Origin of the sequence: Paenibacillus sp. FSL F4-0100 (assembly GCF_037993005.1) — a bacterium.
Taxonomy (GTDB): Bacteria; Bacillota; Bacilli; order Paenibacillales; family Paenibacillaceae; genus Paenibacillus_AQ.
In genome coordinates, this window is the sequence record NZ_CP150303.1 from 4,784,430 (window position 1) to 4,800,440 (window position 16,011).

The 16,011-nt window shown below is 47.7% G+C and carries 4 protein-coding genes (1 of these 4 cut by a window edge); 1 reads left to right on the forward strand and 3 read right to left on the reverse strand.

The annotated features are described in order from the left end of the window. The 3 genes in view from MHH48_RS21460 to fabD are tightly spaced (at most 20 nt apart) and all read right to left on the reverse strand, a layout consistent with a single transcriptional unit that may run on beyond the window. Positions 1 to 2,791 carry the beginning of an SDR family NAD(P)-dependent oxidoreductase gene (locus MHH48_RS21460; protein WP_076321932.1) on the reverse strand. 7,541 nt of this gene lie to the left of the window's left edge, so 2,791 of the gene's 10,332 nt are visible here — the first part of the coding sequence; it begins with the start codon at positions 2,789 to 2,791; its stop codon lies beyond the left edge, outside the window. A 15-nt stretch (positions 2,792 to 2,806) separates the two neighbouring features. Then, a complete protein-coding gene (locus MHH48_RS21465) occupies positions 2,807 to 12,520 on the reverse strand; it encodes an SDR family NAD(P)-dependent oxidoreductase (RefSeq protein WP_076321933.1) in 9,714 nt (3,237 codons plus the stop codon). A 20-nt stretch (positions 12,521 to 12,540) separates the two neighbouring features. After that, the gene (gene fabD, locus MHH48_RS21470) at positions 12,541 to 14,922 is read right to left on the reverse strand and encodes an ACP S-malonyltransferase (RefSeq protein ID WP_076321934.1); all 2,382 of its coding nucleotides are present in this window, start codon (positions 14,920 to 14,922) and stop codon (positions 12,541 to 12,543) included. A gap of 466 nt (positions 14,923 to 15,388) precedes the next feature. Between fabD and loaP the strand changes: the two genes are divergently transcribed. Beyond that, a complete protein-coding gene (gene loaP / locus MHH48_RS21475; protein WP_076321935.1) occupies positions 15,389 to 15,964 on the forward strand; it encodes an antiterminator LoaP in 576 nt (191 codons plus the stop codon). Positions 15,965 to 16,011 lie beyond the last annotated feature (47 nt).

Sequence of the window (16,011 nt, forward strand, 5' to 3'; positions counted from 1 at the left end):
CCGGCTCTTTATCCTGCTGTACCGGCTCGCTCTCAGGCAATCCTAACAGATAATCGAGCATCTCTTTTGCGTAGGTTTTGAGCCTTTCTTCATTTTTAGCCGAAACAGGAACAATCACAGGTCGCTCTTGTCCATGGTTCGCCTGCGTTGTATCGCTTACTTTCGCACCTATGTATTCTTCTAGAATCATATGGGCATTTGAACCAGTGGCTCCAAAAGAACTTAACGCAGCTCTCCGCGGATAGCTAATCTTGCGCATGCCGTCCATGGTCACAGGTTGTTTCCATTCCTCCTTGGTGTGCTGCACATAGAATGGAGATTGTTCAAAATCAATATAGGGATTCAATTGCTCGGAATGCAGGGAAGGAACCAGTGTTTTGTGATAGATTTGGAGAGCTGCCTTCTGGAGGCCGATAACTCCCGCGGCCGACTCCGCATGGCCTATATTGGACTTTACTGAACCAATCGAGCAATACTGCCGCTCTCGGGTATACAACTCGAAGGCTTTCATTAACCCTTCGATCTCAATAGGATCCCCCAGCGAGGTGCCTGTACCGTGAGCTTCGACATAACCGATCATTCGCGGGTTTATGCCTGATTGTTCGAGACAATCGGCGATCACTTCCCCCTGAGCCACTGGGCCAGGCACCATAATGCCGCTCACAGTCCCTACATGGTTGATCGCGCTGCCTTTTATAACCGCATAGATTCGGTCATTGTCTTGGACTGCTTTATTTAATGGTTTTAAGAGGACCGCCGCAACGCCTTCGGCTGAAACGTAGCCGTCGCCTCCTTCGCCGAAGGTATGGCAATAACCATCACTTGAATGCATACCCCACAGCCCGTATGTCATATACTTCGACGGGTGCAGAGATAAATTCACCCCACCGGCCAATGCAACTTCGCTTTCTCCACGTTTCAAACTCTCCATCGCCAGATGAACGGCGGTGAGGGAAGATGAACATAGCGTATCCACGGTCATGCTGGGGCCATGGAAATTGCAAAAATATGAAACCCGATTGGCAATAGGGCCTGCATTCAGCGAAAGTGGAAATGCTTCCCCTTGGGAAGCAGCCTCTGCGCCCACCAGGGAATAATCCTTATGCATCACACCCGCGAAGACGCCTACCTTCCGCCTATTATTTTTACCTCGGGGCGGGACTAATGATTTAGGGGTATATCCAGCATCCTCAATGGCTTCCCAGCAAGTTTCCAGGAACAACCTTTCCTGGGGATCCATCGTTTCTGCTTCACGAGGGGATATTCTAAAAAATTTCGGATCAAAACAATCCGGATCGTCTATGAATCCTCCCCATTTGGACATCGCTTTCCCGCCAGCTGATTTAATACCATCCAACTTTTTCCATTCCCAGCGGGATTTTGGAATTTCGCTTATACAGTCCTTTCCCTCCTGCAAATTCCTCCAAAATTCGTGAAGGTTCCTAGCTTGGGGATATCGGCCGGACATACCGATAATGGCGACGTCTCCTTCCGTTGCCGGATTATTAGAAAGATTGGAACCGGAAGGCGAGCGCTTAAATGAACTCTGAAATTCCGGATCTGAAGCGGTATCAGGTACGGATATTACCGATGCAGCCTCGGATTGCTTAAATTTTGAAGCATAGTTTTCTTCGAGATAAGAAGCAAGCTCGGCAATTGTTGTGTACTCAAACAACAAAGTCGGTGGTAACGAGATATTAATGCTGGTCTCAATCGCCCTCACAATCTCTAACAATCCGGGGGAATCCAGTCCCATCTCATAGTATCCGGATTCAGGATGGATATCTTCCACCTTACAGTTAAGTGTGTCCGCCATGAGTTGCCGCAGGAACTGTTCGATCGAAATAACGGGTGCCGTTTCGTCGGCACCCGTTATTTGAACCTGCTTATTGGAGCTGACCCGAGGCGGCTTGCGCCGCTCCGTGATCTGAGATGATGAAAGGGACCCTTTCCGCTCCGGATGGATCAACCCGGCATCGCGAACCAGTTTCGTAGATAAGTTTTTCAGTTCCCCGACTTTTTTTCCATCCCCGTTAAAAAACTCCATCGTCCAAAACATCAGCTCATTCTTATGAAGAACAGACGACCTCTGCACCCTTGTAATACACCGTTCCTGGAGCGGTTCCGAAGCATTAAAAACGGCATAACTCAGAGGCAAGAACAAGCGCTGTTCCTCTTGGGCAGAAGGAGCATATATTCTTCCGCCCCCTACGCCACTGCCGTCGATCAGAGCAGGATGAAATAAGAACTCTTGCGAGCTGGCCATCGCCTCCCGACTAATAGAAAGATCCAGAATTGCTGCTGTATCCATCTCATAAATCTGGCCTTCCGCCTTCATAAATCCGGTATGCACCAAATCCTGGCTTCGGTACTCTTCATAAATGTCATGGATAGTGAGCACACGGTTTGCTGCCCCCTTCACGAAGCCTAAATCCAGCGTTTCCGAGTATGACACCTGATCTCTTGCATGCATCTCGGCTGTGGCATAAAGTGTTTGCTCTGGTTCTTCCATACCGTTACGACGATTCTGTCCCTCCAACCGAATCCTCCATCTACCAGGAGAAGCCTCATCACATTGAATGCCGAGTCTTACAGTAACATCCCGGCCGACTATGAGCGGTTTATATATACTTAAATGACGAAGCTCAAGTTTGTCGAATGCATAGTGATGTTTCTTATAAACCTGGTAGATAAGATCAATATAGGCCAGTCCAGGCAATAATTGTTGCCCGTATACCTTATGATTGCTAATAATCGGGTTCTTGGCGGACAGGTTAAACTGTTCGTACATCACGTTTGCTCCCTCCTAGTCGAAATTTTCCCAAAAAATACCCTGCGGAACGTTTGCTGCTGTTTTTCTGCCGCTTGATAAGGTTTTGGAATGAGATTGAGTCTCCCATAACTGCCGCCTATTTAATTCCGGAACCGATAAAGGCAGCCTTTTAACACGTTGAAGAGGCACCCCTGCGCCATCCTCCAGGATCACATGAGCGTTGGTTCCTCCGTCCGCAAAACAGTTAATTGCCGCCACTCTGGATGTATGCGCCCACTCGGTTTTTTCTCTACTAAAATAGAACGGAGATGATTCCATATCATAGTGAACCATCGCTTCTCCGCCTGATAAAAAAGGAACGAATTGCCCGTTATGCAGCATCAACACCACTTTAATAAAACTGGCAATGCCTTCTGCACAAAGTGGATGTCCGATATTAGGTTTCATCGATCCCAGCCCCAGTGGAACCGTGCTCGATTCCCGATAAATCGACTGAATCGCTTTAAGCTCCAGCAAATCGGTCACCGTGGTACCCGAACCATTCGTTTCAATATAACTGATCTCCTCGGGATGCCTTCCACTCTTGCGCAAGGCAGTCTGTAATACATCCCTTTGCGCTTGAATATTCGGAGTTGACGGTCCTGCCGTTCGCCCGTCGTTATTAACCGCCAAGCCCTTAATGACTGCATAGATCCGATCGCCATCGGCAATAGCTTGCTCCACCGTTTTTAACAGAACCATACCTGCGCCTTCTCCCAGCACGATACCTTCAGCCCGTTTGTCAAACATATGGAAGTCCTGTACCGGACTTAAGATCCCGCGTTGTTCAAAAATTTTGTGTGCACGGTCAGTGGTTAGCAGACTCGCGCCTCCGACAATCGCCGAATCGATATCGCCTGCTCGCAGAGCTTGTACCGCCATGTTCATCGCTACCAGCGCCGAAGAGCATGCTGTATCCACTACAACGCTTGGACCACGAAGGTCAAGGAAATGTGAAATATTGGCAGACAAATAGTTCTGCCCAATCGCCACAATAGGATTACGCGCTTGGTATAAGTAGGATTCCTCAGGTTGATGCTGCGTTCGGGCTCCAATATAGACTCCCATCGGCTTGCCCTTTAATTCTTGCCACGAATATCCAGCATGACATATCAGCTTCAGACTTTCTTCCAGCACCAACAGTGCCTGCGGATCCATGACTCTGGCATCTTCTTGCGGGATCAGGAAAAAGGACGGATCAAAGCTTGAAATTTCCTCAAGCATTCCAGCGTAATATGAGGTGGAGTGCCCCCACCGTTCATACGGAACCTGCCGAATGGCCGATATCCCTTCGGACAAAATCCTCCAATAGTCCTCAAGTGAACCGGCACCAGGGAATCGGCATGACAATCCTACCACCGCTATACCCGTGGCAGGTTTGCCTTGAAGTCCTTTTCTTGACGCTCCGCTTTCTAACGAAGCCATCGGCGCCTGAGATGACGATGGCTTCACATCAGATATAAATTCACCCATATCCATAGTCTCCAGCATTTGCGATACCTCAGTAGAATGAGCATTGACCATCCAACCGGCCAATGATTCTATGGTTGGATATTCGAATAGCAGGGTAGGCTCCAAATCTAACCCGACCAGCTGATTGATTCGGCGAAGCAATTGAGCAATCATGATTGAATCTACTCCATAATCTTGGAAAGCTGTATCGGGCTCCAATTTCGAAACAGGAATTTTCAATTCTTCGGCCAGCAGCTCCGTAAGCCATGCTTGCGTCTGATTCAACAAGCTGGGACTCCTGTTCGAATTGGATTCCGGCTTTTGCCCGCTTTGCCTCATCCTGCCTTGCAGGCTCCCCTTCTCGGCAATCTGCATAAGCATGCCGGGATCCCATAATTCAGGATTGACCACAGCCGGCAACACCACTGATTGTATTCTGTTTGAAAGAATCTGATCCAACAGCTGTAAGCCCTCTTCATCGGTTATGCTTAGCAAACCCGTCTGCTCATAAGCCCTGCTTCTCACTTCGCCCATTCCCGCCTCCTTCCAACTCGGCCATTGGATGCTGGTAATGGGCACTGTATGTTTCGCTTTCTCCGCAAAATAATCCATATAGGCATTCGCCATTCCATAATCACTCTGTCCGGAAGCTAAAGCAGGAATCGTGGACGAAACCGAAGAGAAGAGCAGAAAGAACGATAAAGATTCATTTCGGAAGCACTCGCAGAGTACACGAAGGCCTGACACTTTCGGTTCGAAGACCTGCTCGATTCCTTCAACGGATTTTCTAATAAACGCTGGATTATGGGTGTCAATCCGCCCCGCACAATGAATAACGCCTCCGATGGGCCCCATTGTCCTTTTGACCGACTCCATGCTCTGCCGAACAGCCTGCTCATCCGATAATGAGACCGACAAGATTTTCACGTCTGCTTGAAGTTCTTCCAACGCCTGAATCGCCTGAATTTTTTGTGCTACCGGCGTTTTTTGTCCCTTAAAGAGACTCCATTCTTCACGTGAAGGCAAAACCTCCCGACCGGTCAGGACCAGCTTCTTAACGCCATATTTCTGTACAAAATGCCTGGCGCATAGGTAACCGATCCCCCTTGTTCCTCCTGTAATCCAAAGCACATGGCCCTCGGGGAAAGCGAACGTTTCTTGACCTGGATGTATCTCCTGCAATTCTTCCAGCGTAGCTCGATATCGCTTACCGCTCCGGTAACAGATTTCCGTGTCCCGACTCTCGGCAGCATATTCGTTAACGATCTGTTCAGCAATGAAATGAACATCCGGCTCAGCATCCACATCTACATGACGCGAGTTCAGGCGGCTATATTCACTCTGCAGCATTCTGTACAGTCCGGCTCGTTCAGCACCTGACAAGTTAACTTCAGCATTCCGGAAAGACTCCAGGCATTTCGTTACCCCAAGAAGTGTCAGGCCGTCTGCGTCAGCATGCTCGATCCATTTCTGGAGCCAGGGAATCCATCCGGTCAGCCCCGTTGTATTCAAGCCGCAACCCACAACGTCGATACAGCCGCCATATTGCTTCCAATCCTGTTCAGTCTGATGAAATTCGCGTACCATATCCTGAATATCAATGATCCGGCATTTCTCGAAATACCTGGATACATAAATAGCTAATTCCATCGTTTCCTGCGTAGTCAATATCGCAATGGTTTGCGTTGCGGACTTGTTTCGGTCAACTGAATCATCTACGGCAGCAAGTTCCCACCTTTTATTCAAATAGCTCACTTTTCGCTCAACAGGACTTATTTGCCGATTAGGGACGACCAGTTCTCGCTTTGACTCCGGATTGCTCAACGTCTGAACGTTACTCGGTCCGGGAACCCAGTAGCGGTCTTCGGAAAACGGATAGGTGGGCAAGCTGATTCGGCGTGGCTTCATATCCCCGTAAAGCCGGTTCCACTCCACATCCAGTCCTTTAACCCAGAGACTCGCGAGCTTGTCATATTTTCTACGCTGAATCCATTTAGCAATGGCTTCCTGCAGTTCTTCGTCTCTTGTAAATACAGATAACGCTTCTTTGTTCCGTCTTACCTGACCATAATAGATACCTTCCGCATGATCGCGGCCTTCGATATATTCCTTTAGTTTGTCGGTCAGCTCTTTCATCGTGGATACAATTACAGCCAATCGTTCCTCCATGGCTTCCCGTCCTACTTGTAGAGTGTAAGCCATGTCAATAAGTCTGTATTCTTCATGCGGTTGGTCGCTGAGATCCGCGAGCAGACGCTGCGCCTGTAACCTCAGCTGTTCTTCGCTTTTGCCTGATAGCACAATGATGACCGGATTGAGACCTTCCATGATGATTGGTGAAGACTCCTCGACTCCGGGGATATACTCCTCAATGACGAGGTGGGCATTGGACCCTCCCGCACCAAAGGACGATATTCCTGCAATTCTTGGGTACTCCTTCATTACTCCATTCAACTCGAGGACAGGTCTTTTCCACTCCGCAAGCTCTTGCTGCACAACAAATGGAGTCTGGCTAAAGTCGATGTTGGGGTTCAAAACCCGCGAATGCAATGAAGGCACCAGCTGCTTGTATTTAAGCTGAAGCAGAACTTTGGTCAAGCCTGCGATTCCAGCCGCACTCTCACAATGTCCAATATTCGATTTTGCAGAACCGAGCGCACAAAACTGCTTATCCCCCGTGTATTCCTGAAAAATGTTGTGTAATCCTGTTATTTCAATCGGATCCCCAAGCGAGGTTCCCGTTCCGTGCGCCTCCATATAACTGATCGTGCGCGGCTCAATCCCCGCCTTCTTGAAAGCTCGTCCAATTACGCTGGATTGGGCTTTGGGATTCGGTACCGTGTATCCGTTGGTTTTCCCCCCGTGATTAATAGCAGTAGCCTTAATAATTCCATAAATCTGGTCCCGATCCGCAATGGCTTTGGACAGCGGTTTAAGAAGAACCGCCCCCACTCCCTCACCAGGCACGTATCCTTCTCCTCCCTCGCCAAAGCTCTCACATCTTCCTCTGCCGGAGATAAACTTCCCCTGTGACAGATACAGATATTTATTGGGATGAATCGAAACATTCACCCCGCCCGCGATCGATACCTTGCATTCTCCGCTCAGCAAGCTTTGACAAGCCAGATGAATGGCCGTCAAGGATGAAGAACACATCGTATCTATGGTCATGCTTGGGCCATGGAAGTTGAAGAAGTAAGACACGCGATTGGCAATGGATGCCGGCAGTCCGGGAAGCGCAAGAGGATTCCCCTTTGCTTGCTCCTGGGCACCGTAGAGCTGATACTCCTGATACATGGCACCGACATAGACGCCTACGCTACCTTCCAAGCCATAATCGCTGTATAAGCCCAGGGCTTCCCGGGTATATCCCGCATCTTCAAGGGTTTCATAAACACATTGCAGAAACAGGCGTTCTTGCGGATCCATCATCTCCGCTTCCCGAGGGGATATATTAAAAAACAAGGGATCAAATCGATCGACCCCTGTGATAAATCCTCCCCATTTACTGTTGGCTGTTCCTGGTTTGTTGCGATCCTCGTCATAATACAGATTGTAATCCCAGCGATCGTTCGGTATTTCCGTAATGCAATCCTTGCCATTCTTCAACACCTCCCAGAACTGCCGAACATTCTCGGCACCAGGATAACGCCCGGACATCCCGATAATGGCAATATCCATCGCCTTGGTTGCATGTTCATCCTGTTGCTTAATAGTTGGCTGCTCAAACCGTGAACGTCTAAGACTTGCAGGATGAGGTACATCCGGCCATTTCGTTGGATCAGAAGGTGCAGCGTGCTGAATTAGAGGTTCTGCAGACAGGCCCTCTCCCAGCACGCTCACCAACTTATCACGGTATGATTTGATGAAATACCCGGTCAATTCCCGGATATTCTGGTATTCGAAAAACAACGTTTTGGACAGCGAGCCAAACGTCTTCTCCAATTCGTTCGTCAATTGGGTGGTCATGATGGAATCAATGCCGTAATGCTCCATGGGGGCATCCGTTTCAATTCGCTGTACGGGCAGCTTCAAGACGGTTGAAATCTGCTTTTTCACGAAACGAATTGCTCTTTCCGTAAAATCGTCCTCGCTCATATCCGAGAGGGATTCATTATCTTCATGTCCTACCGCTTGAATCGGCTCGATTTGCTTAGGTTCCACAGTCTGTTTTTCTGTGAGTTGTGTATAAAAATGCTCCAAATCACCTGCCATGACCAGAACCTGGTCTTTACGGGAAGCCCATGCTTGATAGAAAGCAAGAACTGCCGAGCCTGTATCGATAGCCGCCATGCCTAACTGCTGCATCATCATCTGTTCGGTCTTCTCATCGACGTGCATCCCGCCGTCTTTCCATAAAGGCCAATTCATGGACAAGGTGTGACCGCTTCGCTCCTTCGAACGCACAAGCTCGTTTCGGTACGTGACATAAGCATCCATAAAGGCATTGGCCGAGCAATAGTCAGCCTGCCCCGGGTTGCCCACGACTCCGAATACCGATGAAAAAACAACAAATAGATCAAGCTTCAAACCCTTGCTCGCCTGATCCAAATTTACGATACCTTTCACTTTCGGTGCCAATACGGCCTGCAGGTCTTCTACAGTTTTATTAAGAATAAGACTGTCTTTAATCACTCCGGCACTATGTATGATTCCATTGAGACCACCAAACTCAGTTGTAACACGCTGGATTAAGTCATCTGCTTCCTTGCTATTGGTCACATCGGCCCGCCTGTATTCCACTCGTGCCCCGCGTATTCTTATTGCCTCCAGTTGAGTCGCCATTTCGTTGCTGAGCGCAGAACGGCCGGTTAGAATCAACGTCGAACCCTTCGTGCGTTTGGCAATCTCATTGGCAAAGATGAAACCGAGACCGCCCATCCCACCCGTGATCAAGTACGTCCCTGTGTCTTTCCACGGATTGCTATCTTCTGCCTGCAAAGCTTCAAACGCATTCCAGCCTTTGACCAATCGCTTCCCTGCCTCATACCGAATATGGAAATCCCGGGTGTGAAGATTGTTTTTCAGCTTGGATACAAGCTCCTCTGGTGTTTCTTCCGAATCAACCTCAATCATCTGGACCCCAAGGTTGGGATTCTCCAGTCTGGCCGTCTTAAGAAGCCCCGCCAAACCGGACATTAGCTGTTGGTGTCCTTGCCTGGAGAATACGACTTGAATAAACGCTTTCGTCCTCGTTCCGACTTTAAGAATGCTTTGAAGTTCATATAACAACTTTACCGAGTAGTCTTGAAACCGCTCCTTCATCCCGTTCCGGTTGGATTGGAAGGACAGAATGCGAGCCCCTTCAACATCGGTTTCCATGCGCTTCTTCATCGCATCGTCCATTTCGCATAGCACGATACAATAGTCTTGATCGTTCGTGTAAGTCATATCCCTGGAAATAACCTGTTCTTTCCAAATGGGGTGCATCATGAGCGTGTCCGAATCGGTCCGTGATTGGAATAAGGTCTCCTCTTCACTTTGTTCTCTCCAGGATAATTCCCTCATCCTCACGCATAAGGTTCCTTGTTCATCATAAAGGTCAATATCAACTTTCTTCGACTGTCCTCCAGTGGCATCTTGATCACTGTATTGAACATGTGCCCACATGACTGAAGCGCATCTCTGTAAGACATCGAGTTGTTCAAGTGCAAACGGGAGAAAAAGCCGTGATGATCCTTTGCCGTCGGAAGTGCCTCGCTTCTCCGAACCAAGCATCAGAATCATTGCGGCTTGTAAAGCCGAATCCAACAGGCTGGGATGCAGAATATATCGAGCTGCTGTACTCTCGATCAAAGAAGGTAACAACAGCTTGACCAGTACACGGCCGCCTCCGTTGTATACCTCTTCCATCCCTCGGTGGGCTGGACCATAATGGATTCCCGAGCGGTGAAAAGTCTCATAAAAATCCTTGACCGTATCGTTTGCTCTCGTTAATTGCCCTTTCAATCGATCGATACTCACGCTGGTCGTTTCGCCATCCAAATCTATGTTTATCCGAGCATTGCCCTGACTGTGTATAATAGATTCCCCGCGACCCTTTTCTGTTTGGCTGTAAACTTCGTAGGTAACGTCACCGTTTTCACCTGGAAAAAGCGTAATATGAACTTGAACCGGATGTTTCCCAACGATGACCGGCTTGGCCCAAACCACATGTCGAAGCCGAATCGGCGAATTAGCACGAGTTGATAAACCAGATGCCTTTTCAACCGCTTCCCGTGCCATTTCAAGGTACGCGACGCCAGGTAGAACATGGCGCCCTTTCACAATGTGGTCCTTCAAGAAAAACTCTTCTCCCGTAAAGATAGAACTGTAGCGCTGTTCTGAAAAATCGGATGTATTCTGATGCAGCAGCGGATGAACATAGGAGGATTCAGTCCTCGCTACTGCTGCTGTAGCGGCATGATCCGAGGCGCCTTCCACTGGGATCCAATACCGCTCCCGCGCAAAAGGATAGGTAGGCAAATGCACATGCTGTATCTTTCCCTTCGGAAATAAATCCTTCCAATCCACCTCGTGCCCTTTTACGTATAATTCTGCTAATGCCTTCAATTTGCTGCGGTATTCCTGTACATCGCTCCTCTTGAGGGACAACAGTTCTGTTACCAACACCTTACCCAGATGTTCAAGCAGCGGTTCTTGTTTCTTACCGATTAACGGAATTTGATCTTTACAGTATCCATCCGGTTTACTATTCTCGAGCACCTGCTTTAATTTCTCCCGCAGTTCCTGCACATCCTTAACCACATAGGCGGACCTAATTCCGAAATGCTCCCGCTGGAGCAAAAGAGTTGCGCTTACATCCGTCAGGCTGATTCCAGATCCGTTCCTATCGATCCACCGTGCTAGATCCAGCTCCCTCTGCCGCAAAGATTCTTCCGTTTTAGCAGATAAACAGATGAGATAGTGGGGGAGCTTCTTGGCGGTTTTTTTCTTCACCGCGGGTGCTTCTTCGAGGACGATATGCGAATTCGTTCCTCCGAACCCGAAAGAACTAATGCCTGCGCGTCTCGGAAAGCTTTGTCCATCCGCTCCCTCCAGAAGTTTCCACTCCTGCAGCTTGTCTACCATGTAGAATGGGCTTCCTTTAATTGAAATACGATGATTCAATGTTTTGAAATTTTGCAGTCCAGGCAGCTGTTTATGCTTCATGGACATCAGAACCTTGATCAGTCCGGCAATTCCGGCGGCAGATTCCAAATGCCCGATATTTGTTTTCACCGAACCCAGGCCGCAATAATTCTTGGAAAGTATTTGATCCTGATTCGATCGTAATTGAAAAGCTTTGAGCAGTCCTTGAAACTCCATCGGATCTCCCTTTGGAGTTCCCGTTCCATGAGCTTCAATATAACTTATGCTTTCCACGGGGATATCCGCTTTCTTATGGGCCTCAGCTATGACATCTGCCTGGGCTTCAGGGTTGGGATATGTAAGTGTATGGGTTCTGCCATTATGGTTTACGGCAGTTCCCTTTAATACGCCATAGATGGAGTTCCCATCTTCAAGGGCTTGTTCTAAGGGTTTTAGCAACACGACTCCGGCCCCTTCACTGCGCACATACCCATCTGCACTGTCGTCGAACGTTTTGCATGAGCCGGTCGGGGACAGCATCCCAGCTTTGGAAAAGGAGATATGACGCGAGGGGGTAAGAATAAGGCTAATCCCTCCAGCCAGAGCCATATTGCTCTCTCCGAGAAGTATGGACTGGGCCGCCGAATGAATGGCGTTAAAGGAACTTGAACATGCTGTGTCTATCGGAAAACTCGGTCCTTTAAAGTTAAAGAAATGGGAGATTCGGTTCGCTATGACGGCAGATGCCGTTCCTATGGAATGATAGGTTTCGATAATCTGGTTCGTCTGCTCCTGCAGTCCTTTATAATCAAAATTAAAAACTCCCATGTAAACGCCGATTTTGTCCCCTGATATCTCGGAAGGAAGGATCCCGGCGTCTTCCAAACAGGACCATGATAATTCCAGCATGATCCGCTGCTGGGGATCGGTCGCTTCTACTTCCCTTGCCGAAAGTCCAAAAAAGCCCGGATCAAAAGCGTCTGCATCTTGTATAAAGCCGCCCCACTTGCTGTTGCTCTTGTTGTCAGCCTGCGGATCGCCCCAATACTCCTTCCAATCCCAGCGCTCCTTGGGGATTTCTTGAATGCTTGAACGACCTTCTTTCAGATTGTCCCAGAATTCTTCATAATTCTGTGCTCCCGGAAACCGGCAAGCTATACCAATAATCGCGATTTCATTGTTCATTTATATGGTACACCTCACTTTTAATAAACCTCTTGAGCGCTTCGAATGTCCTGAAATTCTGCCATACCAGGTTCCTCCGAAGACATGCGAAAGCTGTTAAATCTCCGGTTCAACAATGCAGCCGTTTCCGTCATCAGTTTCTCGGCAATCTCATCTACATGCCGGTTCCGCCAATCCTCGAGCTTCGTTCCCTTTACCCATTGATTGAATGCGCCTAAGGCTGGCCCGCAATGAATTTGATAATCTACTTTATTCTCCTGATCCCCTTGCAGAGCCAATCTCGTGCTGTAACTGAAATACCACCTGAAGATCAAAGCCATTTTATATTTTGGATTCCGTTCTGCCTTCTCGACGACTTGAGGGTAGCGCGTTCGGACCGTTTCGTACACACTCTCAAAGCTGCGCTTGAAATATTTTTCTTGGATTTGCGCCTTTGTCTTGTCGTCAATTTCATCAATGGAATTGTACTGGCGGTACAAATCGTACAGTTTATTGGATCGTGCCGGGAAGAAAAGTCCTTTCTTCAGCACCTGCACCCGAGCCCCCATCTCAAACATATCCCCGGCAGGCGCGTATTCCGTATCCTGCACATTCATTTGCTGGAGCAAGTCCTTTACTTCGTCGCTAGTTCCAGCCTCGACAGTGCATTGGTTAATTGAACCTGTCACAATGAAATCCGCACCTAATGTAAATGCCGCCGATATTGCATCCGGGGTGCCAATCCCCCCTGCAGCACCTATTCGAATTCTTGTAGGGTATGAATACCTTTGCATGATCTCATCCCGTAATTTAATCATGGCCGGCATTAATGCATAAGCCACTGCACCGTCCGTATGACCACCGGAATCTGCCTCGGCACAAATATCATCGGCAACAGGGACTTCCCTGAGCATAAGAGCTTCTTCCGGCGTAATCTTGTTTTCTCCCCGCAGTTTTGCAACGATTCGCTCGGGTGCTGGACTAAGAAACGCTTCGGCGACTTCCGGCCGCGATACCTTGGCAATCAATTTATTTATCGAAATCACCCTTCCATCGGCATCGCGGGTTAATCCTTTTGCTCGGAATTTGACCAGAGCTGCAGTGATATTCATGAAAGCAGCCGCTTCCATAACCTTCACGCCGCTCTGAAGGAAAACGTCCACCGTTTGCTCTTCGATTTCAGGCTCAGTAGGATTGTGCACCAAGTTCATGCCGTAAGCCTGACCTTCAGAAAGCTCTTGCTGTATGTATTGAATCGCCTCCACAATTTGGGGTAATTTTAAACCTCCAGCTCCGAAAAAACCCATCATTCCGGCCTTTCCCATTCTTACAACCATTTCTTTGGAAGCAATTCCCCGGTACATAGCGCCAGTCATATAGGCGTATTTAAGATTGTAATCCCTCCTGAAAGCTGCGCTCCCCAGCGAACTTGGTTTAATTTCGGATGATTGAAGTTGTTCGACAGCTATCGTTTCAGATTTATGGGACATCTCGAGATGGCACTCGTTCAGCTCCTCATGCAGGTTTTCAATTACGGCTTCATCAACGAATGCAGGTTCATCGACAATTAGAGGTTCTGCCTCGTTCTTGATTCTCCCTATTAAATCGGTTAATACCCTTCCCGGACCGATCTCCTCAAAATGGATAACACCAAGCCCCATCAAGTATCGAATACTTTCCGTCCATCTAACGGAGCTAGTCATTTGCTGAACCAGATTTCGTTTGATACAGGATGACTGATATCGCCTGGCATGCACATTGGAGATCACCGGAATACGCAATTCATGGAACGTGAAGTTCTGGAGAAAAGCTTCATATTCTCTGCCTGCCTCTTCCATATGACGAGAATGAAAGGCACCGCTCGTTCGCAGGGGGATAAACATCATGACATCCTTAAGTGATTCAAAGACCTGTTTGGCGAGATCCATGTCTTCCCTCGCTCCTGAGATTACGATCTGATGAGGACTGTTCAGATTGGCAATATCGATGGTTTCAAGCTTATGTTCCTGCAGCACCTCTGCTATTTGTTCCTCGGTTAGCCCGATGACGGCGGCCATGCCGCCCCCCGCAGCCCGGCTCATTAACTGCCCTCGCTTTTGCACAAGCCTTAGACCTGTAGCAAAATCAAAGGCTCCGGCGGCCAGCAGGGCGTTATATTCCCCCAGACTGTGTCCGGCAACAAAATCTTCCCTTCTTCCCGAATGCATCTTGCTGAAATAGCTTAAAGCATTTACGGTATATAATGCCGGTTGGGTATATTGTGTCTTATTCAGATTAAAATCAGGATCTTCCAAGCATAATTGTTTGATCGAATATCCTAGAATATCATCCGCTTGTGCAGTCAATTCTTTAAACTCGTCGAAAAGCTCCTCGCCCATTCCTTTTTTCTGGGCACCTTGGCCGGGGAATACATAGGCTAACATATGCTTGTACCATCCTCCCAAATCGATAATTATTGGTGCTTTTAACCCCCGCTTATTCCCTGTTTGATGGTTTCAACTCATAATTTAAAGCACGCCTTATGTGCCTTATACCAGCTGTCGTTGCTCAGTCACAAGCCATCTAGTTTGAGCTGTTTGAAATTGAACATAAAAATGCCTACGAGGTCCCCCAGCTAACTGGAGGCTTCGTAAGCATTCACACGAAAATACGCGTATCATTATGACCCTTAAATGTGCTTAACGCGCCGAAACGTCGATTAAGTCAGTTTAAGTTGTTGTTAAATTAAGTCATTCATTACCAATATATTATTATATAAATATTTTTTTGTAAACTATTACTCTTATAAGATTAGTTGATTATTTTTTGTTCGAATTCCGAGTTTCGACATTAATTTCATGAATTGTTTGGTATTATTTTCTTCATCAAAAGGAAGTGAGGGAGCAATATATGTCATGGTATGCTTTATTTGTTAAAACCGGATATGAGTCATCAATTAAAAAATGGCTTGATGCCAGATTCGATGATAGCTTGCTAACCAGCGTGATTCCTAGAAGGAAAGTACCGGAGAAGAAAGACCGCCAGGAATACCATGCGATAAAAACACTTTTCCCCGGCTACGTGTTTGTTGAGACAAAAATGAATTTTTCCATATATTATACATTAAAAGAGAATCCCTTCATTTACAACTCGCTAAACTATCTCAATAACAAGGATAAAGGGCTCCTCCCACCGGATGCGCAGCAATTCCGCCTTTCATCTCAAAAACCGGACGAGTCTTATTTTTTCAAAGAGATCCCCACAGATGAAATGCTGATCGTTCTCAAACTAATCAGTGAAAGTGAAGTTATCGAATATTCCCAAGTCACGTTCCAAGAGTCCAATGTCATCGTTAAATCGGGTCCGTTAAAAGGAATGGAAAGTCTTATTAAAAAAGTCGATAAGCATAAAAAGCGCGCTAAAGTGCTCATGAACATCATGGGAAGAGAACAGCTGGTCGATTTTGGAATTGAGATCATTAGATAATTGATACATGGACCTGTTCCCCACACAAAAAAGGAGCTGCAAGCAGC